This is a genomic window from Plantactinospora sp. BB1, from assembly GCF_003030385.1.
Taxonomy (GTDB): Bacteria; Actinomycetota; Actinomycetes; order Mycobacteriales; family Micromonosporaceae; genus Plantactinospora.
Map to the genome: position 1 here is coordinate 1,293,949 of NZ_CP028159.1, position 25,263 is coordinate 1,319,211.

Here is a 25,263-nt window from a genome sequence, read left to right on the forward strand (position 1 = left end):
CGCTTCAGACGGCGCCGGCGGCGCGCAGCTCGCCGACCTGCTCCTCGGAGTAGCCCAGCTCGCCGAGGACCTGGAGGGTGTGCTCGCCGAGCAGCGGCGAGCGCTCCACCTCGACCTGCGAGTCGGAGAGCTTGATCGGGTTGCCGACGGTCTTGTACGCGCCCCGGGCGGGATGGTCGACCTCGACCACCGAGCCGAGCTGGGCGAGGGTCTCGTCCTCGATCAGCTCCCTGGTCGACAGGATCGGCCCGCACGGGATGTTGTACGCGTTGAGCTTCTCCATGACCTCCCGCTTGGTGTGCCGCTCGGTCCACTCCTCGATCAGCGCGAACGCCTTGTCGAGTTTGTTCAGCCGCACCTGCGGGGTGTTCCAGGCGGGGTCGTCGGCCAGCTCGGGCTTGCCGATCAGCTCGCAGAGCGGCTTCCAGCCCACCGGTTGGATGATCACGTAGATGTAGTCGTTCGGCCCGCCGGGGGCGCAGCGCACCGCCCAGCCGGGCTGGCCGCCGCCGGAGGCGTTGCCGGAGCGCGGCACCTCGTCGCCGAAGGTCTCGTTCGGGTACTCCCCCAGCGGGCCGTGCGCCAGCCGCTGCTGGTCGCGGAGCTTGACCCGGCAGAGGTTGAGCACCGCGTCCTGCATGGCGACCTGGACCCGCTGGCCCCGCCCGGTGCGGGTGCGCTGGTAGAGCGCGGCGAGGATGCCGGCGACCAGGTGGATGCCGGTGCCGGAGTCGCCGATCTGGGCTCCGGTCGCGGTCGGCGGCCCGTCCTCGAAGCCGGTGGTGCTCATCGCCCCGCCCATCGCCTGGGCGATCACCTCGTACGCCTTGAAGTTGGCGTAACGGCCCGGCCCGAAGCCCTTGATCGAGGCGTAGACCAGGCCGGGGTTGATCTCCTGTAGCCGCTCCCAGGGGAAGCCGAACCGCTCCACCACGCCGGGGCCGAAGTTCTCCACCAGGATGTCCACTCCGGAGACCAGCCGGGTGAAGACCTCCTTGCCCTGCTCGTGCTTCATGTTCAGCGTGATGCTGCGCTTGTTGCTGTTGAGCATGGTGAAGTAGAGGCTGTCGACGTCCGGGATGTCGCGTAGCTGGGTACGGGTGATGTCACCCTGGCCCGGTGCCTCCAACTTGATCACGTCCGCGCCCAGCCACGCCAGGATCTGCGTGGACGAGGGGCCGGACTGTACGTGCGTCATGTCGAGGACCCGTACGCCCTCCAGCGCCTTACCCATTCCAACCTCCTGTGCGCGCCCCGCCCCGGCACTGCCGGCCGTGGAGCTGATGCCTCGGTTGCCCTGCCCTGCCGTCGCGGTTGCCGTGGACCGGAAGCCCGGTCCGCCCCTTCCTCGGGATTGCATACCGTATGGGGTAGGCAATATCGTGGCGCATGTAACAGCGGGGTGTCTAGGGGGTAGCGGGACGTTTTCCGCCGAAGTCAGCGAGGCCCAGGCGGTACGACCCCCGTTCGTCAGCGCGGGCCAGAGCCCGGATCCGCTCCCCGGCACCCCACCCCGGTCCGATCTCTGCACACCCGGTCCGGTCTCCACTCCCCCGTCTCTCCGCCGCCCGTCCGGGAACCACCCCGGCGGGCCGTCGGAGGCAACCCACCGAAGGTCGAGAAGAAGGGAGGCCCGGTGGACCTGTTGGAGCACCAGGCACAGGAACTCTTCGCCAAGCACGGCGTACCGGTCAGCCGCAACCGGGTGGCCAGCACCCCCGACGAGGCACACGCCGCCGCCACCGAGATCGGTGGCCGGGTCGTGGTCAAGGCACAGGTCAAGACCGGCGGCCGGGGCAAGGCCGGCGGGGTCAAACTGGCCGACGGGCCCGCCGCGGCCCGGGAGGTCGCCGACCGGATCCTCGGCATGGACATCAGAGGCCACACCGTGCACCGGGTGCTGGTCACCGAGGCCAGCGACATCGCCGACGAGTACTACGTGTCCTTCCTGCTCGACCGGTCCAACCGGTCGTTCCTGGCCCTCGCCTCGGCGCAGGGCGGCGTCGAGATCGAGCAGGTGGCGGCGGAGAACCCGGCGGCGCTCGCCCGGGCCCGGGTGGACCCGGCCGACGGCTTCGACCTGGACAGCGCGCGCCGGCTGGCCGCCGACGCCGGCCTGCCCGACGAGGTACGCGAGGACGTGGCCCGGGTACTCGTCCGGCTCTGGCACGTGTTCCGCTCCGAGGACGCCACCCTGGTCGAGATCAACCCGCTCGCCCGGCTCGCCGACGGCAGCGTACGGGCCCTGGACGGCAAGGTGACGCTGGACGACAACGCCCGGTTCCGCCAACCCGGGCACCCGCAGTACGTCGACATCAGCGCCACCGACCCGCTGGAGGTCAGGGCCGCCGAGAAACACCTCAACTACGTCAAGCTGGACGGCTCCGTCGGAGTGATCGGAAACGGCGCCGGTCTGGTGATGAGCACCCTCGACGTGGTCGCCTACGCCGGTGAGCAGTACGGCGGGGTCCGGCCGGCCAACTTCCTCGACATCGGCGGCGGCGCCTCGGCCGAGGTGATGGCGAACGGCCTGGAGATCATCCTCAGCGATCCCGACGTACGCAGCGTCTTCGTCAACGTCTTCGGCGGGATCACCGCCTGCGACGCGGTCGCCGACGGCATCGTCGCGGCGTTCGGGCTGCTCACCGGCAGAGGCGAGACGATCAGCAAGCCGCTGGTCGTCCGGCTCGACGGCAACAACGCCGCACAGGGGCGGCAGATCCTCACCGAGGCGGCGCTACCGGGCGTACGGCTGGTGGACACGATGGACGGTGCGGCGCGGCTCGCCGCCGAACTCGCCGGCAAGGGGGCGTGACGACGATGGCAATCTTCCTCACCGAGAAGAGCCGGGTGCTGGTCCAGGGCATCACCGGCACCGAGGGCACCAGGCACACCCGCCGGATGGTCGCCGCCGGCACCAACATCGTCGCCGGGGTCACCCCGGGCAAGGGCGGCCGGGACGTCGACGGGATCCCGGTCTTCGACAACTGCGCCGAGGCGGTCCGGGCGACCGGCGCCGACGTGACGGTGGTCTTCGTACCGCCCCGGTTCGCCAAGGCGGCCGTACTGGAGGCGGTCGACGCCCGCCTCGGCCTGGCCGTGGTGCTCACCGAGGGGATCCCGGTGCACGACACCGCCGAGTTCTGGGCGTACGCCCGGAGCACCGGCAACCAGACCCGGATCATCGGGCCGAACTGCCCGGGGCTGATCAGTCCCGGACAGTCCAACGCCGGCATCATCCCGGCCGACATCACCAAGCGGGGCCGGATCGGCCTGGTCAGCAAGAGCGGCACCCTGACCTACCAGATGATGTACGAGCTGCGCGACTTCGGCTTCTCCACCTGCGTCGGCATCGGCGGCGACCCGATCGTCGGCACCACGCACATCGACTGCCTCCAGGCGTTCGAGGACGATCCGGAGACCGAGGCGATCGTGATGATCGGTGAGATCGGCGGGGACGCGGAGGAGCGTGCGGCGGCGTACATCGCCGAGCACGTCAGCAAGCCGGTGGTCGGCTACGTCGCCGGGTTCACCGCGCCGGAGGGGAAGACGATGGGACACGCCGGGGCGATCGTCTCCGGGTCGTCCGGTACGGCACTGGCCAAGCAGGAGGCGCTGGAGGCGGTCGGGGTCCGGGTCGGCCGGACCCCGTCCGAGACCGCCGCGCTGATGCGTGAGACGTTGCTGGCGCGCTGATCCGCGAGGCGTTACCGAGGCGCTGACCGTCGGCGGGGACGCCGGGTGCCGGATCGGGCGGACGCGACCGGCACCCGGCGACCGCCGTACCCGAGAGGTCGGCGCCGGTCCGGGCGGAGGCCGACACCTCCGCCCGGACCCCTCGCCGCACCGGGCACACGACGAAGCCGCCGCGGCCGGGGTACGGCCGCGGCGAACCGCTCGCAGGTCAGGCCGACAGGGTGCTCGGAGCCCGCCGGGTCAGCCGGTGCGCCCCGGCGTAGACGTTCATCGAACTGCCGCGCAGGAAGCCGACCAGGGTGAGCCCGGCGTCGGCGGCGAGGTCGGCGGCGAGCGAGGAGGGCGCGGAGACCGCCGTCAGGGCCGGGATGCCGGCCATCACCGCCTTCTGCACCAGTTCGAACGAGGCCCGCCCGCTGACCATCAGCACCGTGCCGCGCAGCGGCACCCGGCCGTTGCGCAGCGCCCAGCCGACGACCTTGTCCACCGCGTTGTGCCGGCCGACGTCCTCGCGCAGGCAGTGCAGCCGACCGTCGGCGGAGAAGAGCGCCGCCGCGTGCAGCCCACCGGTCCGGTCGAAGACCCGCTGCGCGGCCCGCAGGGTGTCCGGCAGCGCGCTGACCACGTCGGGGTCGAGCCGGAGCGGGTCGTCCGCCACCGACCAGGCCGCGATGGTACGCACCGCGTCCAGGCTGGCCTTGCCGCAGAGCCCGCAGGAGGAGGTGGTGTAGAAGTTGCGCTCCAGCGACGGGTCCGGCGGTGCCACCCCGGCCGCCAGCACCACGTCGACCACGTTGTAGGTGTTCACCCCGTCGGCGGTGGCGCCCGCGCAGTAGCGGATCCCGGCGATCTCACCGGTGGCGCGTACCACGCCCTCGCTGACCAGGAAGCCGGCCGCCAGGTCGAAGTCGTCGCCCGGGGTCCGCATGGTCACCACCAGGGATCGCCCGTTCACCCGGATCTCCAGTGGCTCCTCGGCCGCCAGCGTGTCCATCGGCTCGCTGACCTCGCCGTCGATGATCCGGACCACCCGGCGTCGACTCGTCACCCGTCCCATTCCGCCCACCACCCGTTCCTCGCGCTGTCCCGTGCCTCCGGTCGACCCCCGCTGCACGGCGGGGTCGACCGGCTGACCTCCGGCCCGCCCCGGAGCCGGTCGACCTCCGTCCGCCCCAGAGCCGGTCGACCTCCGTCCGCCCCAGAGCCGGTCGACCTCCGTCCGCCCCAGAGCCGGTCGACCTCCGTCCGCCCTAGAGCCGGTCGGCGCGCAGCGGCGACGGGAGCCGGACCATCGCCAGTCCGGGTTGGCGCATCCAACGGGTCAGCGCCGCGCCGAAGAGCCCCAGCGAACCGGCCACCAGGAACGGCAGCACGGAGTCCGGAGTGGTCACCACCAGCCCGGCGAGCACGATGCCGAGCAGCCCGCCGACCGACTTGCCGGTGTAGACGATGCCGTAGTTCGGCACCGTGGCGGCGTCACCGAACCAGTCCCGGACCAGGCTGACCAGCAGCGAGTAGCCGGCTCCGGTGCCGGCGCCGGCCAGCGCGGCGAAGCCCACCACGGCGGCCGGGTGGTTGTCGTTGGTCGCCGCCGCGAGCAGGCCGAACTGGGCGATCCCGCCGACCAGCAGGGAGAGGCCCAGGGTGCCGCGCCGGCCGATCCGGTCGGAGAGCGAACTGGTCACCGCCCGCCCGATCCCGTTCGACGCGGCCAGCGCGCCGATCCCGGCCACCAGGGTCAGCGCCGGCAGCCCCTGGGTGTACGCGGCACCGGCCAGGTACGCGATGTCGAACAGCGCCATCGTCGCGGTGAGTACCACCACCACGAACATCAACGGCAGCATGCCGCTGCGTACCGCCGCCCGGGGCGGGTAGGGGCGGGCGGCGGGGCGGTTGTGCGGGATGCTGCGGTTGAGCCGCCGGTCGACCGCCCAGCGCCGCGGGTCGATGTGCGCCGGCCACCAGTTGCGGGGCGGCTTGCGCATCAGCATGCCGCAGAGGGCCACCACGGCGAAGACGGCGACGGCGGTCCCGGTCAGCACGGTCGTCCGGTTGCCGGCGTCCAGGCCGTAGCCGGCGAGCACGACGAACGGGATCGACCCGTAGCCGAACGCGGCGCTGACCACCGCCACCCGGCCGGCGATCCGCTCCGGGAACCACTCGGTGACGCAGGCAATGCAGGTCATGTAGACCAGTCCGGCGCCGACGCCGCCGAGCACCGAGTAGCCGAGCAGCACCGTGCCGAGATCGGCCCGGTGCGCCAGGGTGAGCAGTGCGGCGAGGCAGCAGGCGGCGCCGACGAGCATCGGTACGGCCAGCCGGCCGCCGAGCCGCTGGTACCACCACCCGGCCAGTGGCGAGCTGGCCGCCTGGCAGACCACCCAGAGGGCGAGTACCCCGAACGCCTGCCACAGGCTCCAGCCGTTCGCCTCGATCAGGGTGGGCAGGGCGGCGCCGTAGCCGTACTGGAACAGGCTGATCGCCAGCATGGCGGCCCAGGGCAGCAGCAGCATCCACGCCCGGGACCGGCCCAGCAGGGCGCGGTCGGTCTCGCCGATCCGGTAGCGGCGGCCGTAGAGGTCGCTGATCTCGCGCACCGCCGTGTCGTTGCTGGAGTCCGTCATCTGGTGCCTCCAACTGGCCACTGTATACTGTATGTTGAGTGCACTATTCTCTACCACGGACGGGGAACTGTCCAGGTCGATCCGCGGACCGAGGAGATGGCATGAGCGTGCTGGACGAATGGACCCGACAGGCCATCGACGAACTCGGTCTCGACCCGGCGGTGCTGGACCAGCGGCTCGTGCTGGACGTCGCCCGGGACGTCGCGCACGGCGTCACCCGGCCCGCCGCACCGCTCGGCGCCTTCCTGCTCGGCGTGGTGGTCGGCCAGGGCGCCACCCTGGCCGAGGCGGCGGACCGGCTGACCCGGCTCGCGCAGGAGTGGTCCCGGCGGGACGCCGGACGATGAGCGCCGTCGCCTGGCCCGAGGCCCGGCGGTACGCCCGGAGCGCCGCCCGCCCCCTCGGCGCCGTGCAGCGGCCGCTGGCCGAGACCGTCGGCTCCGCCCTGGCGGTGCCGCTCGTCGCCCTCTCCGCACTGCCCGCCTACAACAGCGCCGCGATGGACGGGTACGCGGTGGCCGGACCCGGCCCGTGGCGGCTCACCGGGCGGGTACTCGCCGGAGATCCCGGCACGCCGACCCCGCTGGCCGCCGGAGACGCCGTCGAGATCGGCACCGGTGCGGTGGTGCCGGCCGGCGCCGACGCGGTGCTGCCGTACGAGCGGGCCACCCGGACGGACCGGACGGTGCACGGCCGGATCGAGCCCGGCCGGCACGTACGCCGCCGCGGCGAGGACTGTCCGGTCGGCCAGGAGGTGCTGCCCGCCGGCACGGTCGTCAACCCGGTCGTGCTCGGGCTGGCCGCCAGCCTCGGGCACGACACGCTGACCGTGCACCGGCAGCCGAGGGTCGGCATGGTGGTGACCGGAGCGGAGCTGCGCACCGCCGGCATCCCGACGGCGGGGCAGGTCCGGGACGCGATCGGGCCGATGCTGCCGGGGCTGGTCCGGTCCGCCGGAGCCGAGCTGGCCTGGTCCACCCGGATCGCCGACGACGCCTCCGCGCTGGTCGCCGCGTTGCTGCGCTCCGACGCCGACGTGCTGGTGGTCTGCGGAGCCACCTCGGCCGGCGCCGCCGACCACCTGCGCCGGGCCCTGGACACGCTCGCCGCCGAGGTCCCGGTACGCGGCGTCGCCTGCCGGCCGGGACATCCGCAGCTCCTGGCCGGGCTGCCGGACGGCCGGTTCGTGGTCGGGCTGCCCGGCAACCCGTACGCGGCCCTGGTCGCCGCGCTGACCCTGCTCTCCCCGCTGCTCGGCCGGCTGGCCGGGCGTACCGAACCGGCGACCCTTACCGCGACGCTGGCCGGGCCGGTGACACCGCACGACCGGGACACCCGGTTGGTGCCGGTGGCCCGGGTCGGGTCGGCGGCGCTGCCGGTCGGGCACGACCGCCCCGGTTCACTCTGGGGCGCCGCCGGGGCGGACGCGCTCGCGGTCGTCCCGCCGGGCTGGGCCGGCGCCGAGGTCGAACTGCTCCCGCTGCCGAGCGCCGAGACCGCGCTGACGTCACCGGCACCGGTTTCGTGCCGACCGGTCGTCGCCGCCACGGCCTGAGGGCGCGGCCCGTCCCCGGCTGCGCGCGGCGAACCCCCCGGGTAGCCTGGCGCAATGACTACGCGGCCAACTCGTTTCGGTGGACGGAACGACGTGGTCCTGGCGGTGGTCCTGGACTGTGCCGACCTGGCCCGCTCGGCGACGTTCTGGTCCGGCGCGCTCGGCTACGTCGCCGAACCCCCCTCGCCGGGCCGCTACCGGCGGCTGCTGCCGGCGAACGGGGACGGCGTGGAACTGCTGTTGCAGCGGGTTCCCGAGGCCAAGCGGGACAAGAACCGGATGCATCTGGACCTGCGCGTGCCCGACCTGGAGGCAGAGCTGGCCAGGCTGCTGTCGCTGGGCGCCCGATGCCTGACCGAGCGTCCCGTCGAGGAGGACGGCTGGGCCTGGCACGTGCTCGCCGACCCCGACGGGAACGAGTTCTGCGTGCTGCGGCCACCGGCGGCCTCCACCGGAGCGTGAGCGGCCCCGGGGCGACCCGGCTCAGCGCCGCCTGACCCGCCCGGACCGGTCCAGCCAGTCGGCGGCCAGCAGCTCCGCGACCTTCTCGACCAGCTCGGCGGCGCGGTCCAGGCAGGCCGCCGGGTCCGGTTCGACCGAGGTGAGCGGATAGACCGCCTCGATGCCGGCACCCCGCAGCTGCTCCGGGCCGACACTGACCTGACCGGCGACGGCCACGGTGGGCACGCCGGCCAGGACGGCCGCCCCGGCCACCCCGACCGGCGCCTTGCCGTGCAGGCTCTGCGCGTCCAGCGACCCTTCCCCGGTGACCACCAGGTCGGCGCCGGCCACCGCCTCGGCAAAGCCCAGCAGGTCGAGCAGCAGTTCGATGCCGGGCCGGAACCGCGCACCGAGGAAGCCGAGCGCGGCGAACCCGACCCCGCCGGCCGCGCCCGCACCGGCCCGGTCCCGGACCCGGGGGCTCGGGGCGGCGCCGCGCAGACCCGCTGCCTCGATCGCCGGCTCGGCCAGGTCGGCCCAGCGGGTCAGGCCCGCCTCCAGTACCGCGACGTCGTCGGCGGTCGCACCCTTCTGCGGGCCGTACACGGCGGCGGCGCCGGTCGGGCCGAGCAGCGGATTGTCCACGTCCCCGGCCACCACGAAGCGGGTACGCCGGACCGCCGGGTGCAGCCCGGTCAGGTCGACCCGGTGCAGGTGGCGCAGCGCCGCACCACCGGGCGGCAGCTCCGCACCGCTCTCGTCGAGCAGGCGTACCCCGAGCGCGCCGACCAGCCCCGCCCCGCCGTCGGTACTGGCGCTGCCGCCGAGCCCGAGCACCACCTCGGAGCAGCCGTACGCCAGCGCCGCCCGGATCACCTCGCCGGCACCGCGACTGCTCGCGCGCAGCGGATCGGGTACCCCGGCCGGCAGCCGGCGCAGCCCGCAGGCGTCGGCCAACTCGACCACGGCGACGCCGTCGGCGTACCCGAAGGCGGTCCGCACCTCGGCGCCGGTCGGGCCGGCGACGGAGACCGGGACCCGGCGGAAGCCGGCCGAGACCGCCGCGTCGAGGGTGCCGTCGCCGCCGTCGGCGACCGGGAAGCCGCGTACCTCGATGTCGGGTGCGGCCCGGCGCAGCCCGGCGGTCAGGTGCCGGACGACCTCGACGGCGGTCAGTGAGCCCTTGAACTTGTCCGGTGCCAGCAGCACGTGCCCCATCGGCGTGCGTGGCTAGCCGGCGGACCGGCCGGAGAGCTGCTCGACCAGCTTGAGCAGCGCGCTGTGGTCGAGGCCGCCGTCGCCCTGTGCCTTGAGTGCGGCGATGAGCTGGGCGACCACCGCGCCGAGCGGGATCACCACCCCGGCCTCCCGGGCCGCCGAGGTGACGATCCCCATGTCCTTGTGGTGCAGGTCGATCCGGAAGCCGGGCTGGAACTGCCGGGCCAGCATCCCGGCCGCCTTGCGGTCCAGGATCCGGTTGCCGGCCAGGCCGCCGGCGAGCACCCTGACCGCCGCCTCGGTGTCCACCCCGTAGGCCTCGAGGAAGACGATCGCCTCGGCGACCAGTTCGATGGTGCCGGCCACGATGAGCTGGTTGGCCGCCTTCACGGTCTGGCCGGCCCCGGCCGGGCCGACGTGCACGACGGTGGCCCCGAGCACCTCCAGGATCGGCCGGGCCGCGGCGAAGTCCGCCGGGTCTCCACCGACCATGATGGAGAGACTGCCCTCGATCGCGCCCGCCTCGCCGCCGCTGACCGGGGCGTCCAGCACCCGCACCGAGCGGGTCGCGGCGGCCTCGGCGACCTGCCGGGAGGTGCCCGGCGAGATGCTGCTCATGTCGACGTAGAGCTGGCCGGGGCGGGCGTGGGCCAGGATGCCGTCCCCGCCGAGGGCGACCGCCTCGACGTCGGCCGAGTCGCGGACCATGGTGATCACCACGTCGACCTGGCGCACCAGCTCGGCGATGTCGGCGGCGACCTTGCCACCGGCCTGTTCCAGGGCGGCGTTGCGGGCCGGGCTGACGTCGTAGCCGACCACGTCGTGGCCGGCCTTGATCAGGTTGGCGGCCATCGGGCCGCCCATGATGCCGAGGCCGATAAAACCGATGCTGGTCATCTCAGCGATCCCCTTCGTTGGTCTGGTCGGCACCGCCGCCCCGGCGCTGCCGGGGCAGCCAGCCGAAGCTCTCCGCGCTCGCCCCGCTGGGCAGGTATTCCAGGCCGACCCAGCCTCGGTAGCCGGACCGGCCGAGTTGGTCGAGGTGGCCGTCGAGGTCGATCTCGCCGCTCCCCGGCTCGTGCCGGCCGGGTGCGTCGGCGATCTGCACGTGCCCGATCCGGTCGGCGTGCTCGGCGAGCACCTTCGGCACGTCGTCGCCGTTCACGGTGAGGTGGTAGAGGTCGGCGAGGAGGGCCAGGTTGCGGATGTCGCGTTCGACCAGCAACTGGTCGAGTACGGCGACCACGTCGGCGGCGGTACGCAGCGGGTAGGGCTGGGGGCCGCTGACCGCCTCGACGAGTACGGTGCCGCCGATCCGGGCGACCGCCGAGGCGGCGAAGGCGAGGTTGGCCACCGCCGTCTCCTCCTGCACGGTCGGGTGCAGGTCGGCGATCCGGTTGCCGTAGAGGGCGTTGAACGACCGGCAGCCGGTGGCGGCGCCGATCATCGCGACCAGTTCGACGTTCTCCCGGAACTCGGCGGAGCGTGCCGGCCAGGAGACCACTCCCCGGTCGCCGCCGGGCATGTCGCCGGCGAAGAAGTTGAGCCCCACCAGTTGGACGTCGGCGTCGTCGATGGCGGCGAGGAACGCCTCCACCTCGGAGGCCCGGGGCACCGGTTCGGCGAACGGCCACCAGAACTCGACGGCGTCGAATCCGGCCGCCTTCGCCGCCGCCGGCCGCTCCAGCAGCGGCAGCTCGGTGAAGAGGATCGAGCAGTTCACGTCGTAGCGGAGCTGGTGTCCGGGCACGGGCCCTCCTGCGGCTCGGCGACTACTGCTATTACCTACAGGATTCTGTATGCAGTATGGAGAAGAGTCAAGGAGGAACCACATCCGCCGAGGGGCCCGGCTCGGGGCAGTGACCTTGGGTCTTGAGTGTTTTGCTGAGCACGACGGTGAGCGATCGCCGTCGTCCGAGCGTGGTCGTCAAGTGGCATGGGGAAGGGTGTCATGGTGGATAGCGCGCGGGTTTTCATCAGTCACACCTCGGACATGGCGCAGCATCCGGATCGAGACGCGTCGTTCGTGCGAGCGACGATCGATGCGGTGAATCGGGCGCGGCTGGTGCCGGTGGATATGGCCTACTTTGCGGCCCGTGACGGTCAACCCGCAGGGTACTGCCAGGAGCAGGTCCGGTCCTGCGACGTGTACGTGGCAGTGGTGGGGTTCCGGTACGGCTCGATCGTGCCCGACACGTCGGTGTCGTATACCGAGTTGGAGTTTCAGGCGGCTACGGAGGCCGGGCTTCCGCGGCTGGTGTTCCTGCTCGACGAGCGTCCTGATCTGCCGGTGGGGTTGCTGGACGCGGACCGATCACGCATTGACGGGTTCCGGGCTCGGCTGGGCAACGCCGGACTGATCCTGCGCACGTTCTCCACAGTGGATCGCCTGGAGTTCGAGGTGTTCCATGCCTTGACCGAACTCAACCTGGGAAGTGGTGGGGGGCCGGCGCGGGACACCCTACCTGCCGGACCGACGGTGTTCGTCGGCCGCGATGGTGAGCTGGAGCGGATTACCGCCACCGTCACCGGCGCCGCCCCCGGCAGTGGTGTGGTCGCGATCCATTCCATCGATGGGATGCCCGGTATCGGCAAGACCGCGCTTGCCGTGCATGCCGCGCGCCGGCTGGCTGGTCGGTTTCCGGATCGACGGCTCTTCGTCGACCTGCGCGGCCACACCCCGGGGCACGAACCCACCGATCCGGCCGACGCCCTCGCCGACCTACTCCGCGCCGACGGCCTCGATCCCCGCCAACTGCCCGACGGGGTGCACGCCCGCTCGGCCCTGTGGCGGGACCGGATGAACGGCAAAAGGGCCCTCCTCGTGCTCGACAACGCGAAATCAACGGCACAGGTACGCCCGCTGCTACCCGGCACTGACGGCGTGCTGGTGCTGATCACCTCCCGGCTCCGCCTGGCCGACCTGCGCGAAGCCACCCACCTCAACCTGCACCTCCTGCCCTCGGAAGACGCGGCGGCGATGTTCCAGCGGCTGGTCCCCCGCGCCGAAGTCGAACCCGACCGGGTTGCGGAACTGGTCGAGGTGTGTGGGTTCCTACCGCTGGCGATCGCCATCACCGCGAGCCGGTTCGCCAGCCGGCCCACCTGGTCCATTGCGGACCTACTCGCCGAACTCCGCGTCGACGGGCGAATGCTGACCGTCAAGGGCGAGGACGCCACCGTACGAGCCGCGTTCGACCTTTCCTACCGCCACCTGCCGCCCGAGCGGCAGCGCTTCTTCCGGCTCCTCGGTCTGCATCCCGGCGACGAAATCGACCCCTACGCCGCAGCCGCCCTCGCCGACACCACCCTCGACCACGCCGCCGAGCACCTGGACGAGTTGTACAACGACCACCTCCTCGATGAAACGGCACCCCGCCGGTACCGGATGCACGATCTGATCCGCGCCTACACCCACAACCGCACCACCACCGCCGACTCATCCGACGTGCGCGACGCGGCCGTAGAACGGCTGCTGGACTACTACCAGCACACTGCCGGCCGCGCCGACCGGCTGACCGCCCATCACACCCACTCCATGATCAGAACCGTGATGACGCCGGCAACGGCTCCCGTCCTGAGCGATTGGGACGCAGCCGTCGACTGGCTCCGGGTCGAACGGGCCAACCTGCTTGCCTGCCTGCACCACGCCACGATCCGCAACGAGCACCAACAGGTGGTCGGGCTGACCGCAGGCCTCACCAGCCTGCTCCGCAGAGAAGGTCCCTGGGACACGGCAGCCGACCTGCACCAGAGGGCCGCTGATCACGCTGTGCAGATCAACGATCGACTCGGCCAGGCCAACGCCCTCACAGATTTGGCGGCCACGCATTGGCTGACCGGGGACTATCGGGGTGCTGACCACCTGCTGCGGCAGGCGCTGGACCATTACCACGAACTCGACCACGCGCTTGGACAGGCCCACGCGCTCACCCAGCTAGGGACCGTGCAGCGGCTGATCTCGGCGGACTACTCGGGCGCGGAGGACCTGCTGCGACGAGCCCTGGAGATCTACCGCGCGCTCGACCACCGGCTCGGCCAAGCCCACGCCCTCACTCAGCTGGGGCTCGTACGGTGGCGGACCGGAGACTATGCAGGCGCGGTCGAGGTGCTGTGTGAAGCCCTGGAGATCTACCACGCGCTCGACCACCGGCTCGGTCAAGCCACTGCCCTTTACACGCTGGGAGCCGTGCGGCGGCTGGCCGGAGACTATCCCGGCGCGGAGGAGCTGCTGCGACAAGCCCTGGCCCTATCCCGCACACTCGACCACCGGCTGGGCCAGGCAAATACCATCCACCGACTGGGAAGTCTGCGGCGACTGACCGGGGACTACCAGGGCGCCGAAGATCTACTTCGACAAGCCCTGGAGCACTACCGCGCACTCAACGACCGGCTCGGCCTGGCCAGTGCACTCGCGGATCTGGGGATCGTACGGCGGCTGACCGAGCACTACCCGGACGCGGACGACCTGCTGCGCCAGGCTCTGGACCTCTACCGGGCACTCGAACACCCGCACGGTGCGGCGTATACCCTCGCCCATCTCGGAGTGGTGCGATGTCGAACTGGCGACTATGCCGCCGGTGAACATCAGCTCACGCAGGCACTTACCGCCCTGCGCGAGGTGGGCGCCCTCGACGACGAGGTCGAAGCCCTCAACTACGTCGCCAGCCTACGCCGGATGTCCGGGTACCCGGACCGGGCCCACGCCCTGCACCAGAAGGCCCTCGCGGTCGCCCACGACCGCGGTTACCGCCTTGAAGAAGCACGCGCACTCGAAGGCCTCGGCAGGGCCGCCGCCGACCTCGGCGACATCGCTTCCGCCACCTCCCACCTACGGCGGGCTCTGGACCTGTACCAGGCGCTCGGCGTCCCGGAAGCCGCCCAGGTGGCGGGCGCGCTCGCGGCTCTGGACCCTCCACATCCTGACGAGACGGACGACGGCACGCCATAACGCTCGCGTCGTGCGGATGGAGAGGAGTCAAGGCAGCCCTTCCGGCGGCTTCACCCGCGGACCGCCGCCCAGCGGTCCGGCGATACCGTCGACCGATCCTGCACCAGGCCGGCGGGGACGACCGCCAGTGACACGGGTACTCGGCGGTTGCCGGTACGTCAAGGGGCACCTCGCCAACATCCACCGCAAGCTCCAGGTCGCAACCGGGTCGAGATCGCCATCTGGGCACACGAGAACGGCTGCACCTGAGGCGGGACCTGCACGCGTCGTGGCCCGCGCCAGCACACGGGCCACGACACGTCGTGCGACGGGCGGGGCGTCAGCCGGTCAGCAGCCGGGCGGCGGCCAGGGCCAGGGGGTCGAACGCATCCGGCTCGGCCTCGGCCCGGGCCAGCAACTCGGCCCGCATCCGCGGATCCCAGAACGCCCGGATGTGCTCGGCGATCGCCGCCGCTGCCTGCTCGGGCGCCTGGTGCCGGAAGTGCACGGCGATCTCGTTGGCGAGCCTGACCTGCGGGGAGGTCCCGGTGTGGGTCGACATCTCAGTCCGCCATCGCCGGAAGCCGGGTCTCCGCCACGGTCGCCCCGGCCGGCGCCGGCGGATTCTTCAAACCGACCTGCACCGCCGTCACCTTGTATTCGGGACAGTTGGTCGCCCAGTCGGAGTTCTCCGTGGTGACCACGTTCGCCCCGGTGACCGGGTGGTGGAAGGTCGTGTAGACCACGCCGACCGGCATCCGGTCGGAGAGGACCGCGCGCAGCGAGGTGGCGCCGACCCGGCTGGCCAGGGTGACCTCGTCGCCGTCGTTGATGCCCCGGACCTCCGCGTCGTGCGGATGGATCTCGAGTACGTCCTCCGGGTGCCACTCCACGTTGCTGGTCCGCCGGGTCTGCGCCCCCACGTTGTACTGGCTGAGGATCCGGCCGGTGGTCAGGATCAGCGGGAACTTGCGGGTACTCCGCTCCCGGGTCGGCACGAACGGCGTCTGCACGAACCGCCCCCGGCCCCGGACGAAGCCCTCCATGTGCATGATCGGAGTACCCTCCGGCGCGCTGTCGTTGCAGGGCCACTGCACGCTGCCCAGCTTGTCGAGCTTGTCGAAGGAGACCCCGGCGAAGGTCGGGGTGAGCGCGGCGATCTCGTCCATGATCTGGCTCGGGTGGTCGTACCGCATCGGGTAGCCCATCGCCTGGGCGATCTCGGCGACGATCTCCCACTCGTGCTTGCCGGTCTTCGGCGGCATCACCGGGCGTACCCGGTTGATCCGGCGCTCGGCGTTGGTGAAGGTGCCGTCCTTCTCCAGGAAGGAGGTGCCGGGCAGGAAGACGTGGGCGAACTTCGCCGTCTCGTTGAGGAACAGGTCCTGCACCACGACCAGCTCCAGCGCCGCGAGCGCGGCGTGCACGTGCTTGATGTTCGGGTCGGACTGGGCGATGTCCTCGCCCTGCACGAAGAGCGCCCGGAAGCTGCCGTCCAGCGCCGCGTCGAACATGTTCGGGATCCGCAGCCCCGGCTCGGCCAGCAGCTCGCGCCCCCACATGTTCTCGAAGACCCCGCGTACGACGTCGTCGGAGATGTGCCGGTAGCCGGGCAGCTCGTGCGGGAACGACCCCATGTCGCAGGAGCCCTGCACGTTGTTCTGCCCGCGCAGCGGGTTGACCCCGACGCCGTCCCGGCCGATGTTGCCGGTCGCCATCGCCAGGTTCGCCATCCCCATCACCATGGTCGAACCCTGGCTGTGCTCGGTGACACCGAGGCCGTAGTAGATCGCCGCGTTGCCGCCGGTCGCGTAGAGCCGGGCCGCCGCGCGCAGCTCCTCGGCCGGTACCCCGGTGAGTTCCTCGACCGCCTCCGGACTGTTCTCGGGCCGGGCGATGAACTCGGCCCAGCCGTCGAAGTCCTCGCAGCGCTCCTCGACGAAGCTCCGGTCGACCAGCCCCTCGGTGAGCACCACGTGCGCCATCGCGTTCACCACCGCCACGTTGGTGCCGGGGGCGAGCTGGAGGTGGTGCGCCGCCTCGACGTGCGGCGAGCGGACCAGGTCGATCCGGCGCGGGTCGACGACGATCACCTTGGCGCCCTCGCGGATCCGGCGCTTCATCCGGGAGGCGAAGACCGGGTGCGCGTCGGTCGGGTTCGCGCCGATCACCATGATCACGTCGGACTTGGCCACCGAGCGGAAGTCCTGGGTACCGGCGGAGGTGCCGAAGGTCTGCTTCAGGCCGTACCCGGTCGGCGAGTGACAGACCCGGGCGCAGGTGTCCACGTTGTTGTTGCCGAACGCGGCCCGAATCATCTTCTGCACCACGTAGACCTCCTCGTTGGTGGTACGCGAGGAGGTGATGCCGCCGATCGAGCCGACCCCGTGCCGGGCCTGGATCTCCATCAGCTTGGCGGCGGTGTAGGAGATCGCCGTCTCCCAGTCGACCGGGCGCCACTCGTCGGTGATGCTCTCCCGGAGCATCGGGGTGAGCACCCGGTCCGGGTGGGTGGCGTAGCCGAACGCGAAGCGGCCCTTGACGCAGGAGTGCCCTTCGTTCGCCCCGCCGTCCTTGTGCGGCACCATCCGGACCAGCTCGGCGCCGCGCAGCTCGGCCTTGAACGAGCAACCGACCCCGCAGTAGGCACAGGTGGTGACGACGCTGCGGGTCGGCATCCCGAGCTGCACCACCGTCTTCTCCTGGAGGGTGGCGGTCGGGCAGGCCTGCACGCAGGCGCCGCAGGAGACGCACTCGGAACTCATGAAGTCGGTGCCGCCGGCCGACACCTTGGAGCCGAAGCCGCGCCCCTCGATGGTCAGCGCGAACGTCCCCTGCACCTCGCCGCAGGCCCGTACGCAGCGGGAGCAGGCGATGCACTTGGACGCCTCGAAGTCGAAGTACGGGTTGCTGGAGTCGGTCTTCTCGTCGAGGTGGTTGGCGCCGTCGTAGCCGTACCGGACCTGGCGCAGCCCGACCACACCGGACATGTCCTGCAACTCGCAGTCGCCGTTGGCCGAGCAGGTGAGGCAGTCCAGCGGGTGGTCGGAGATGTAGAGCTCCATCACGCCCTGGCGGAGCTTCTCCAGCTTCGGCGACTGGGTGGTCACCTTCATGCCCTCGGCGACCGGGGTGGTGCAGGACGCCGGGGTGCCGCGCCGGCCGTCGATCTCCACCAGGCAGAGCCGGCAGGAGCCGAACGCCTCCAGGCTGTCGGTGGCGCAGAGTTTCGGGATGTCGATCCCGCTCAGTGCCGCCGCCCGCATCACCGAGGTGCCCTCGGGGACCGCGACGGGGTGCCCGTCCACCTCGACGGTGACGGTCGCCGGGCCGGGCCTGGCCGGGGTACCGAGGTCGGGTTCCTTCAACAGGCTCACGGTGTGGCCTCCTCGTATCGGCCGGCGGACGGCTCCCCGCGAACGGTGAAGTCGTCCGGGAAGTGCAGCAGTGCGCTGCGTACCGGCATCGGTGTCAGGCCGCCCATCGCGCAGAGCGACCCCTCGGTCATCAGCTCGCAGAGATCACCCAGCAGGGCCAGGTTGCCGTCCGGGTCCTGGCCGGCGGTGATCTTGTCGATCACCTCGACGCCCCGGACCGCGCCCACCCGGCAGGGGGTGCACTTGCCGCAGGACTCCTCGGCGCAGAACTCCATGGCGAAGCGGGCCATCGCCGCCATGTCGACGGTGTCGTCGAAGACCACGATGCCACCGTGGCCGAGCATCGCGCCGGCGGCGGCGAAGGCTTCGTACTCCATCGGCAGGTCCAGGCCGGTCGCCGGCAGGTACGCCCCGAGCGGGCCGCCGACCTGGACCGCCCGGACCGGCCGGCCGGTGCGGGTGTCGCCGCCGTAGGTGTGGATCAGCTCGCCGAGCGTCATCCCGAAGGCGGTCTCGAAGATCCCGCCCCGGGCCACGTTGCCGGCGAGTTGGAAGACCTGGGTGCCCCGGGACCGCTCCACCCCGAGCGCCTGGTACGCCGCCGCCCCGTCGGCGAGGATCGTCGGCACCGAGGCCAGGGTGAGCACGTTGTTCACCACGGTCGGCCTGCCGAAGAGGCCGGTGATCGCCGGGATCGGCGGCTTGGCCCGGACCATGCCGCGCTTGCCCTCCAGGCTCTCCAGCATCGCGGTCTCCTCGCCGCAGATGTAGGCGCCCGCGCCGACCCGGACGTGCAGGTCGAAGCGGAGCCCGGAGCCGAGGACGTCGCCGCCGAGCCAGCCCTGCTCCCGGGCCACCGCGATCGCCTGGCGCATCGTCCGGACCGCGTCCGGATATTCGGAGCGGATGTAGACGTAGCCCTCGGTGGCACCGACCGCGTGCGCGGCGATGGTCATCCCCTCGATCAGGGTGAAGGGGTCGCCCTCCATCAGCATCCGGTCGGCGAAGGTGCCGCTGTCGCCCTCGTCGGCGTTGCAGCAGACGAACTTCAGCGCGCCGGGGGTGTCCAGCACGGTCTTCCACTTGATCCCGGCCGGGAAACCGGCGCCGCCCCGGCCGCGCAGCCCGGACTCGGTGACCTCGGCGACCACCTCGGCCGGGGTGAGTTCGAGGGCGCGACGCAGCCCGGCCAGGCCGCCGTGTGCGAGGTAGTCGTCCGGGGAGAGCGGATCGGTGACGCCGACCCGGGCGAAGCAGAGCCGGGTCTGGTCGCGCAGCCAGGGCAGTTCGGCGACGACGCCCTGGCAGAGTTCGTGGTCGGCACCGTCGAGCAGCCCGGCGGCGACGAGGTCGGCGACCGCCTCCGGCGCGACCGGCCCGTACCCGATCCGGCCGCGCTCGGTGACCACCTCGACCAGCGGTTCCAGCCAGAGCATGCCGTGCGAGCCGTTGCGGACCAGCCGGACCGGCCGGCCGGCCTCGGCGGCGGCTCGCTCGATCTCGGCGGCGACCAGGTCGGCGCCGACCGAGAGCGCCGCCGAGTCGCGGGGTACGTAGACCGTCACCGGGGCCGTCATGCGTCCACCGCCTTCGTCACCAGGGCGTCCAGCCGGGCGGGGGTGAGCCGCCCGTGCACCCGTTCGTCGATCTGACCGGCCGGGCCGAGCGCGCAGTTGCCCAGGCAGAACACCTGCTCCAGGGTGACCGAACCGTCCGATGTGGTCTGTCCTACCTTGACGCCCAGGGTCCGCTCCGCGTACGCGACGAGTTGCTCGGCGCCGACCGACTGGCAGGCCTCGGCCCGGCAGAGCTTGACCACCGTCCGCCCGGCGGGCTCGGCCCGGAAGTCGGTGTAGAAGGTGATCACGCCGTGCACGTCGGCACGGGAGATGTTCAGCTCGCTGGCCAGCACCGGCACGACGTCGGAGTCGACGTAGCCGAACTCGGCCTGGATCCGGTGCAGGATCGGCAACAGCGCACCGCGGTCACCACGATGCGCCGCGACCAGCGCGCGCACCCGATCCGTCACCGAGGGGTCCGGACTGGCCACGGGGATCCCACCTCCACTCGCGCCTACTGGACCTCCACCATACGTCGCCTTGGATACCGTATGCAATATCGCCGGGAGACGCTCCCGAGGAGGGGTGTACCAGTTGATCAATTTCCAGTATCGCCTGCGGAAAGGCGTTCCGACAGGGGGTGCTCCACTCCGGACGGCGGCGCCGGGGTCGCGGCCGGGCCGGAATCCCGGCGCCGGCTGGCCTCCCAAATGCGGGTTGGTCCGCCATAGCGACACAGCAGACGCCGATGGTGGCCGACACCGCCGGCTCCCCCGATCGCGGACAGCCCGCCGCCGAGCGCGGTGTCGCCGGAGACTCCCCGGATCAGCCGACCGTCGGGCTGCGCCGCTCCAGAAGCACCACGTCACGCCACTTGCCGTGGTGCCGCCCGACCCGCTCCCGTACGCCGACGACCCGGAAGCCGGCCCGCTCGTGCAGGGTGAGGCTGGCGGCGTTCTCCGGAAAGACCCCGGACTGGATCGTCCAGATCCCGGCGGCCTCGGTCGAGGCGATCAACGCGTCCAGCAGGGCCCGCGCCACTCCCCTGCCCTGGGCGGCGGGATGGACGTAGACGGAGTGTTCGACCACCCCGGCGTAGACGGCCCGGGTGGAGACCGCGCTGACCGCGACCCAGCCGAGCAGCGTACCGTCGTCGTCCACCGCCACCAGCCGATGCGCGGCGAGCCGACCGGCGTCGAACGCCGGCCAACTCGGCGCGACGGTCTCGAAGCTCGCCTGTCCGGTGTCCAGCCCGGCCTGGTAGATCGCGAGCACGGTGGCGGCGTCGCCCGGCTCCATCGCCCGGATCCGCATCAGCGGCCTCCGGCCGCCGCCGGGGCGGACCTGCCCCGCACCGCGTCGGCGTCGGCGTCGGCGTCGGCGTGGGCGTGGGCGTGGGCGTCAGCGTGGATCTGGGCCTGTGCGTCGGCGTCAGCGCGGGCGTGGGCTCGGGTGCGGGCGTCGGCCATCTCCACCCTCGTCGTCAGACAGCGATAGACGGTGACACCCTATCCGAGGCGGGTGCGCGGCGTCAGTCGGTGAAGTGCGGATTGCCGGCGGTCAGCCGGAGGGTGAAGGCGCCCGGGCTCCGGTTGATCGACACGTGGTTGCACGACTGGTAGGTGATCCACAGGCCGAGCCCGCCCGCGCCGCCGTCGGCCGCCGGCAGCAGCCCGGCGAAGGGGTCCGCCGGGCCGCCGCCCTCGTCGCTGACCGCGACCACGATCCGGTCCACGCCGACCCAGAGCCGGAACCGGACCGGCGGACGGCCGTGCCGCAGGGCGTTCGTCACCGTCTCGCTGACCGCGACGACCAGGTCCTCGACCTCCTCGATCGGGAGCACCCCGGAGTCGGCCTGGTAGACCGCCTGCCGGGCCCGGGTCGGCGACGGGTCGACGAGTTCGACGAGCGGCGGCGTCCGCTGGATCGGATCCGGCAGCGCCGCTCGCTCCTCGGTCAGGTACGCCTTCGGCTCGGTGTACGTCTCGCTCGGCCGGCGGCCGTCGGCGGTGACCACCCGGGGGTGGGTACGCAGCACGTCCTCGAGCACCGGCGCCGGAGTGATCCTGGTGTCGTACGCGCACATGCTCCAGAGCGGGAAGCTGTCGTACGCGTGGTTGATCGCCGACTCGTAGCGGGCCCACCAGTCCCAGGTCGCGCCGAGCGCGGCCCGGGGCACCTCCCCGATGATCCGGATCTGCCGGGCGCCCTCGGCGACGTATCCGGCCAACATCTGCTGGTAGGACCGGATCGCGACGGCCGGGCGGGCGTAGAGGTCACCGCCGGGCAGGAAGGTGACGCCGGAGCCGGCCGGCAGCGCGGCCCGGACCAGCGCCCCGGTCCGCTCGCCGAGGGAGACCACCGTCGGCTCCCCGGCCGAGACGCCGCCGAGCAGGAACGGCAGCACCACCGCGAGGAGTTCGTCGTCGGAGTGGTATGTCACGGCCTCGTGGTAGTAACCCTCGTGGCCGGCGGCGGCGCCTGTCCTCATCGGGCGGCCTCGACCCGCACCCCGGAGAGCCCGAGCATCTCCACCAGGCGGGCGGCGGCGCTCCACGGGGTCCGCAGCACGGCGGTGGCGTCCCGGCCACCGGCGTAGTCGTGCAGCCGGGTGAGGCAGTTGTGGTCGATGAACCGCAGTTCGCCGGCGCGCACCACCAGCTCGCCGTCGACCGGGTTCAGGTCGGCGTGCTCCAGGGCGGTGGCGAACATCTCGTGGTTGAGGGTGTCCAGCTCCCCCGCCAGCGCGGCGGCGCCGTCGCCGGGATGGCAGGCGTAGAGCCGGAACAGGACGTCCGGGACGTTGCTCACCGGGTGCAGGCAGGCCAGGTCGGCGACCGTCCGGTCACCCAGCTCGGGCCGGTGGTAGGCGCACATCGCCGAGAGCGGCCGGACTCGCATGTAACGGTCGATCACATGCTCGTAGCGGGCGAACGCCGCGAGCTGGGCCGGAGTACGCACCAGCGACGTCGCGTCCGCCACGACCCGCAGCCCGGTGTAGCCGGCGGCCAGGGCCGCCTCGGTCGCGGCCGTGTAGCGGCGTACCTGCTCCATGGGGTCGATGACGTCGCCCGGATAGGTCGAGTCGAGTGCGACCACCTCGGCGGCGCCCCGCCGCAGCGCGTCGGCGAACTCGACCAGCCCGGCCAGCCGCTCGACGACCGGCTCCGGCTTCCCGGGCAGGACATACCAGACACGCTCCCCGGCGGCCAGCCCCTCGGCGAGGAACCGCCGGGCCCGCTGGTCGAATGCCGCCGGATCGTCGTAGGACCAGCAGACATGACCGTACGGCGCATCCGTACGAAGGTCGATCATGCTGGTTGCCACATCCGAGAGTGTAGTTCGGGCGCGCCCGACGGTCATCCGCCGGGTAACCGGCACGTCGCCCTCCGGTCGGCCCCTGACCTGCCCCGTCGACCGGGTTTGCCGCCGCGACGCCGGGGTAGCCGCCTGTCTGCTAGCACCGTCGCCGGACGGAAGGGGCGTGCGATGAGCGGTCCGGGACAAACCGTCGGAAGTCAGCCGTGGCTGCACCAGCACGACGGGCGGATCCAGGAGTTCGGCACCGTACGGCAGTTTCCGCTCGGGCTCTCCTCGAACGCCCGGATGTACTCCTGCCAGCGGCTCAACCAGGTGCTGGCGGACACCCAGATCCTGTACGCCCTCTACAAGAAGCACCACTGGTTGATGCGCGGCCCCACCTTCTACCAGCTCCACCTGCTGCTCGACAAGCACGCCGGCGAGCAACTGGCGCTCGTCGACATGCTCGCCGAGCGGGTGCAGACGCTCGGCGGGGTGGCGGTCGGCGATCCCCGGCACGTCGCCGAGATCACCCGGATCCCCCGGCCGCCGGACGGCGCCGAACAGGTGCCGGTGATGCTCTCCCGGCTGCTGGAGGCGCACGAGACGATCCTGATCGACGTACGCGACGCCGCCGGGCGGGTGGCCGAGGCGGGTGACGACGGCAGCAACGACCTGCTGGTGTCGAACGTGCTCCGCACCGGTGAGTTGCAGGCGTGGTTCCTCGCCGAACACCTGGTCGAGGTGCCGCTGGCCCGGAGCTGACCACCTGGTCGAGGTGCCATGGCCCGGCGCTGACCACCTGGTCGGGGTGCCGTGGCCCGGCGCTGACATCAGCTCGGATAGACCTCCAGCTCGGAGAGCTGCCCGGCGGGCCAGCCGGTGTTGCCGGTGAACTCCAGCCGGACGTACCGGGCCGGGGTGGCCGGGAAGGTGACCGTGACGGTGTTGCCGGCGGCCGGGTCGAACCGGCGCGGGGCCGACGCCGACAGGGTGCCGAAGGAGTTGCCGTCGGTGCTGCCGCGTACCGCCAGGGTCTGGGTACGGGCGCCCCAGGCGGGCGAGGGCGGCAGCCTGAGCACGAGCCGCCCGACCGCCGTACCCGCCCCAAGGTCGACCTGCACCCACTGCGGGAAGGCGTGGTTGGGGCTCTCCCAGTAGCTGTCCGGGTTGCCGTCGACGATGTTGCCCGAGCCGTAGTGCTGGACGTGCCCGCTCTCGGCGGTCGGCCGGCCGCGCGCCAGGTTGGTGCCGGGCTGCGGACCGGGCCCGCCACCGGCGACCGGCGGGGTGGGCCGGACCGGGGTCAGCGGGAGCTGCCCCTTGAGCATCCGGCCACCGTCGGCGGTGATCCGCAGGTAGTAGTCGGAGGAGCAGAACGTGCCGTCCTCGTCCAGGGCCCGGATGCCGGCGCCGGCCGGGGTGGTCGCCTGGGTCTCGCTGGTCTTGGCGATCTGGTTGCCCTCGTTGAACTCGTCGAACATCGAGACGTAGAGGCCCTGGGCCCCGAGCCGGATCATGTTGTAGAGGTGCCGCCAGTAGAAGTCGCCGTGCCGGCGGTGCCCGGAGGAGAGGTCGCCCGGCATCACGCACGGCTGGTAGTCGATCCCCCGGGCGTCGCAGTCGGCCTGGTCGGGCCGGTTGACGTTGGTGTAGAACCAGTCCAGCCCGTCGAGGGTGCCGGTGCGGCCGACCATCCACGGCGAGATCATGTTGAACGCGTGGTAGACGTCGAGGAAGCCGGGCCGGGAGTCGTTGATCCCCTCCCGCCAGTACGTCGGCACCCCGCCGATCACGTAGCAGCCCTGCGCCTTGAACCAGTTGACCACGTCCAGGCAGGGTGCCGGCGGGAACGGGCGGCCGGGGTCGTTGAAGCCGAAGCCCCAGACGCAGACGACCGGCCTGCCGTTCTGCCGCGCGTACGCCGGTGAGGAGGTGTGCGCCGACATCTTCGTCGACCAGTCGGTCTTGATCTCCGTCTGGAAGTTCGTCCAGCTCGTGACGTCGTACATGATGTAGTACTTGCGACCGAAGCGTTCGGCGGCGGCCCGGACCTTGGCCGCCATCGCGTCCCGGGTCGGCCCCTCGTCGCCCATCGGGTTGAAGCGTTGCAGCGCGGCGGTGTCGCAGTTGTGCTCGCGCATCCATCGGAAGTGCGTGTCGACGGTCTGCTGGTCGTAGGAGGAGAAGAGTTCGGCCGGGGCGCCGTTGCCGAGGTTCGGGTATGCGGTGGGATAGCGCCGGTCCAGCTCGCGGAGATCCGGCCAGGAGACGATGGTGGTGTTGGCCGGCGACGGCGGCTGGAACCGGTCGCGGCTCCAGTGCCACCAGCCGCCGATCGGTGCGCCGTCGCCGGGGCAGGCGAACCAGCCCTGGTAGCCGACCGAGATCTTGCCGACCACGTCGCCGGGCGGGCTGGCCGCGCCGGCCGGGCGGGTCATCGCCGTGAGCAGTTCGGTGGTGGCGACGGCGGCCAGGGCTCCGCCGGCCGCCGTGGAGGTCAGGAATCGTCGGCGTGGTAGCGCCATGGCTGCCGCTCCTCGGGGGGAAGGGATGCGGATCG

Annotated in this window: 21 protein-coding genes; 7 read left to right on the plus strand and 14 right to left on the minus strand. The window is 72.1% G+C overall.

Annotated features, from left to right (window positions below; translation table 11 throughout):
- Positions 1-4 precede the first annotated feature (4 nt).
- On the minus strand, positions 5-1,234 hold the full coding sequence (gene frc, locus C6W10_RS05565; RefSeq protein ID WP_107257113.1) for a formyl-CoA transferase: 1,230 nt from the start codon (positions 1,232-1,234) through the stop codon (positions 5-7).
- Positions 1,235-1,636: 402 nt separating this feature from the next.
- On the opposite strand from frc, the gene sucC reads away from it, so the two are divergent.
- A complete protein-coding gene (gene sucC, locus C6W10_RS05570) occupies positions 1,637-2,815 on the plus strand; it encodes an ADP-forming succinate--CoA ligase subunit beta (RefSeq protein ID WP_107257114.1) in 1,179 nt (392 codons plus the stop codon).
- A 5-nt stretch (positions 2,816-2,820) separates the two neighbouring features.
- Positions 2,821-3,696, plus strand: coding sequence for a succinate--CoA ligase subunit alpha (gene sucD / locus C6W10_RS05575; protein ID WP_107263688.1), 876 nt, complete (start codon positions 2,821-2,823; stop codon positions 3,694-3,696).
- 208 nt (positions 3,697-3,904) lie between these two features.
- On the opposite strand, the gene fdhD is transcribed toward sucD, so the two are convergent.
- On the minus strand, positions 3,905-4,753 hold the full coding sequence (fdhD, locus tag C6W10_RS05580) for a formate dehydrogenase accessory sulfurtransferase FdhD (protein ID WP_107263689.1): 849 nt from the start codon (positions 4,751-4,753) through the stop codon (positions 3,905-3,907).
- A gap of 193 nt (positions 4,754-4,946) precedes the next feature.
- The gene (locus tag C6W10_RS05585; protein ID WP_107257115.1) at positions 4,947-6,320 is read right to left on the minus strand and encodes an OFA family MFS transporter; all 1,374 of its coding nucleotides are present in this window, start codon (positions 6,318-6,320) and stop codon (positions 4,947-4,949) included.
- Between the two features lie 101 nt (positions 6,321-6,421).
- Between C6W10_RS05585 and C6W10_RS05590 the strand changes: the two genes are divergently transcribed.
- The 3 genes from C6W10_RS05590 to C6W10_RS05600 are packed head-to-tail and all read left to right on the plus strand — an operon-like array spanning position 6,422 to position 8,337.
- Positions 6,422-6,667, plus strand: a complete 246-nt coding sequence (locus tag C6W10_RS05590; RefSeq protein ID WP_107257116.1) for a DUF6457 domain-containing protein — start codon at positions 6,422-6,424, stop codon at positions 6,665-6,667.
- Positions 6,664-7,875, plus strand: a complete 1,212-nt coding sequence (locus tag C6W10_RS05595; protein ID WP_107263690.1) for a molybdopterin molybdotransferase MoeA — start codon at positions 6,664-6,666, stop codon at positions 7,873-7,875. Before C6W10_RS05590 ends, C6W10_RS05595 begins: the two co-directional genes overlap by 4 nt.
- Positions 7,876-7,929: 54 nt before the next feature.
- A complete protein-coding gene (locus tag C6W10_RS05600) occupies positions 7,930-8,337 on the plus strand; it encodes a VOC family protein (RefSeq protein WP_199853876.1) in 408 nt (135 codons plus the stop codon).
- 21 nt (positions 8,338-8,358) lie between these two features.
- Here the strand turns inward: C6W10_RS05600 and C6W10_RS05605 are convergent, their stop codons facing one another.
- The 3 genes from C6W10_RS05605 to C6W10_RS05615 are packed head-to-tail and all read right to left on the minus strand — an operon-like array spanning position 8,359 to position 11,284.
- Entirely contained in the window at positions 8,359-9,534 is a 1,176-nt protein-coding gene (locus C6W10_RS05605; RefSeq protein ID WP_107257118.1) for a glycerate kinase, read from the minus strand.
- 12 nt (positions 9,535-9,546) lie between these two features.
- Positions 9,547-10,431 (minus strand): 2-hydroxy-3-oxopropionate reductase, encoded by an 885-nt coding sequence (locus tag C6W10_RS05610; RefSeq protein ID WP_107257119.1) that lies wholly within the window; start codon positions 10,429-10,431, stop codon positions 9,547-9,549.
- A 1-nt stretch (position 10,432) separates the two neighbouring features.
- On the minus strand, positions 10,433-11,284 hold the full coding sequence (locus C6W10_RS05615) for a hydroxypyruvate isomerase family protein (RefSeq protein WP_234359421.1): 852 nt from the start codon (positions 11,282-11,284) through the stop codon (positions 10,433-10,435).
- A gap of 201 nt (positions 11,285-11,485) precedes the next feature.
- Between C6W10_RS05615 and C6W10_RS05620 the strand changes: the two genes are divergently transcribed.
- Positions 11,486-14,485 carry a tetratricopeptide repeat protein gene (locus C6W10_RS05620; RefSeq protein WP_159104478.1) on the plus strand — a complete coding sequence of 1,000 codons (3,000 nt, stop codon included), beginning with the start codon at positions 11,486-11,488 and terminating at the stop codon, positions 14,483-14,485.
- A gap of 319 nt (positions 14,486-14,804) precedes the next feature.
- On the opposite strand, the gene C6W10_RS05625 is transcribed toward C6W10_RS05620, so the two are convergent.
- The 7 genes from C6W10_RS05625 to C6W10_RS05655 all read right to left on the minus strand — a co-directional run bounded on the left by C6W10_RS05625 (position 14,805) and on the right by C6W10_RS05655 (position 22,727).
- Entirely contained in the window at positions 14,805-15,026 is a 222-nt protein-coding gene (locus C6W10_RS05625) for a formate dehydrogenase subunit delta (RefSeq protein WP_107257122.1), read from the minus strand.
- 1 nt (position 15,027) lies between these two features.
- The gene (gene fdhF / locus C6W10_RS05630; RefSeq protein ID WP_107257123.1) at positions 15,028-17,841 is read right to left on the minus strand and encodes a formate dehydrogenase subunit alpha; all 2,814 of its coding nucleotides are present in this window, start codon (positions 17,839-17,841) and stop codon (positions 15,028-15,030) included.
- On the minus strand, positions 17,838-19,418 hold the full coding sequence (locus tag C6W10_RS05635; RefSeq protein WP_107257124.1) for an NADH-quinone oxidoreductase subunit NuoF: 1,581 nt from the start codon (positions 19,416-19,418) through the stop codon (positions 17,838-17,840). Before C6W10_RS05635 ends, fdhF begins: the two co-directional genes overlap by 4 nt.
- The gene (locus C6W10_RS05640; protein WP_199853305.1) at positions 19,415-19,891 is read right to left on the minus strand and encodes a formate dehydrogenase subunit gamma; all 477 of its coding nucleotides are present in this window, start codon (positions 19,889-19,891) and stop codon (positions 19,415-19,417) included. The genes C6W10_RS05635 and C6W10_RS05640 overlap by 4 nt, the downstream gene beginning before the upstream one ends.
- A 334-nt stretch (positions 19,892-20,225) precedes the next feature.
- Entirely contained in the window at positions 20,226-20,714 is a 489-nt protein-coding gene (locus C6W10_RS05645; RefSeq protein ID WP_107257125.1) for a GNAT family N-acetyltransferase, read from the minus strand.
- 217 nt (positions 20,715-20,931) lie between these two features.
- Positions 20,932-21,891 (minus strand): sensor histidine kinase, encoded by a 960-nt coding sequence (locus C6W10_RS05650; protein ID WP_107257126.1) that lies wholly within the window; start codon positions 21,889-21,891, stop codon positions 20,932-20,934.
- A complete protein-coding gene (locus tag C6W10_RS05655; protein WP_234361631.1) occupies positions 21,888-22,727 on the minus strand; it encodes an MEDS domain-containing protein in 840 nt (279 codons plus the stop codon). Before C6W10_RS05655 ends, C6W10_RS05650 begins: the two co-directional genes overlap by 4 nt.
- 162 nt (positions 22,728-22,889) lie before the next feature.
- Between C6W10_RS05655 and C6W10_RS05660 the strand changes: the two genes are divergently transcribed.
- Positions 22,890-23,465, plus strand: a complete 576-nt coding sequence (locus C6W10_RS05660; RefSeq protein ID WP_107257128.1) for a Dps family protein — start codon at positions 22,890-22,892, stop codon at positions 23,463-23,465.
- 68 nt (positions 23,466-23,533) lie between these two features.
- Here C6W10_RS05660 and C6W10_RS05665 read toward each other — a convergent pair whose 3' ends face one another.
- On the minus strand, positions 23,534-25,228 hold the full coding sequence (locus C6W10_RS05665; protein ID WP_107257129.1) for a discoidin domain-containing protein: 1,695 nt from the start codon (positions 25,226-25,228) through the stop codon (positions 23,534-23,536).
- Positions 25,229-25,263: the final 35 nt, after the last annotated feature.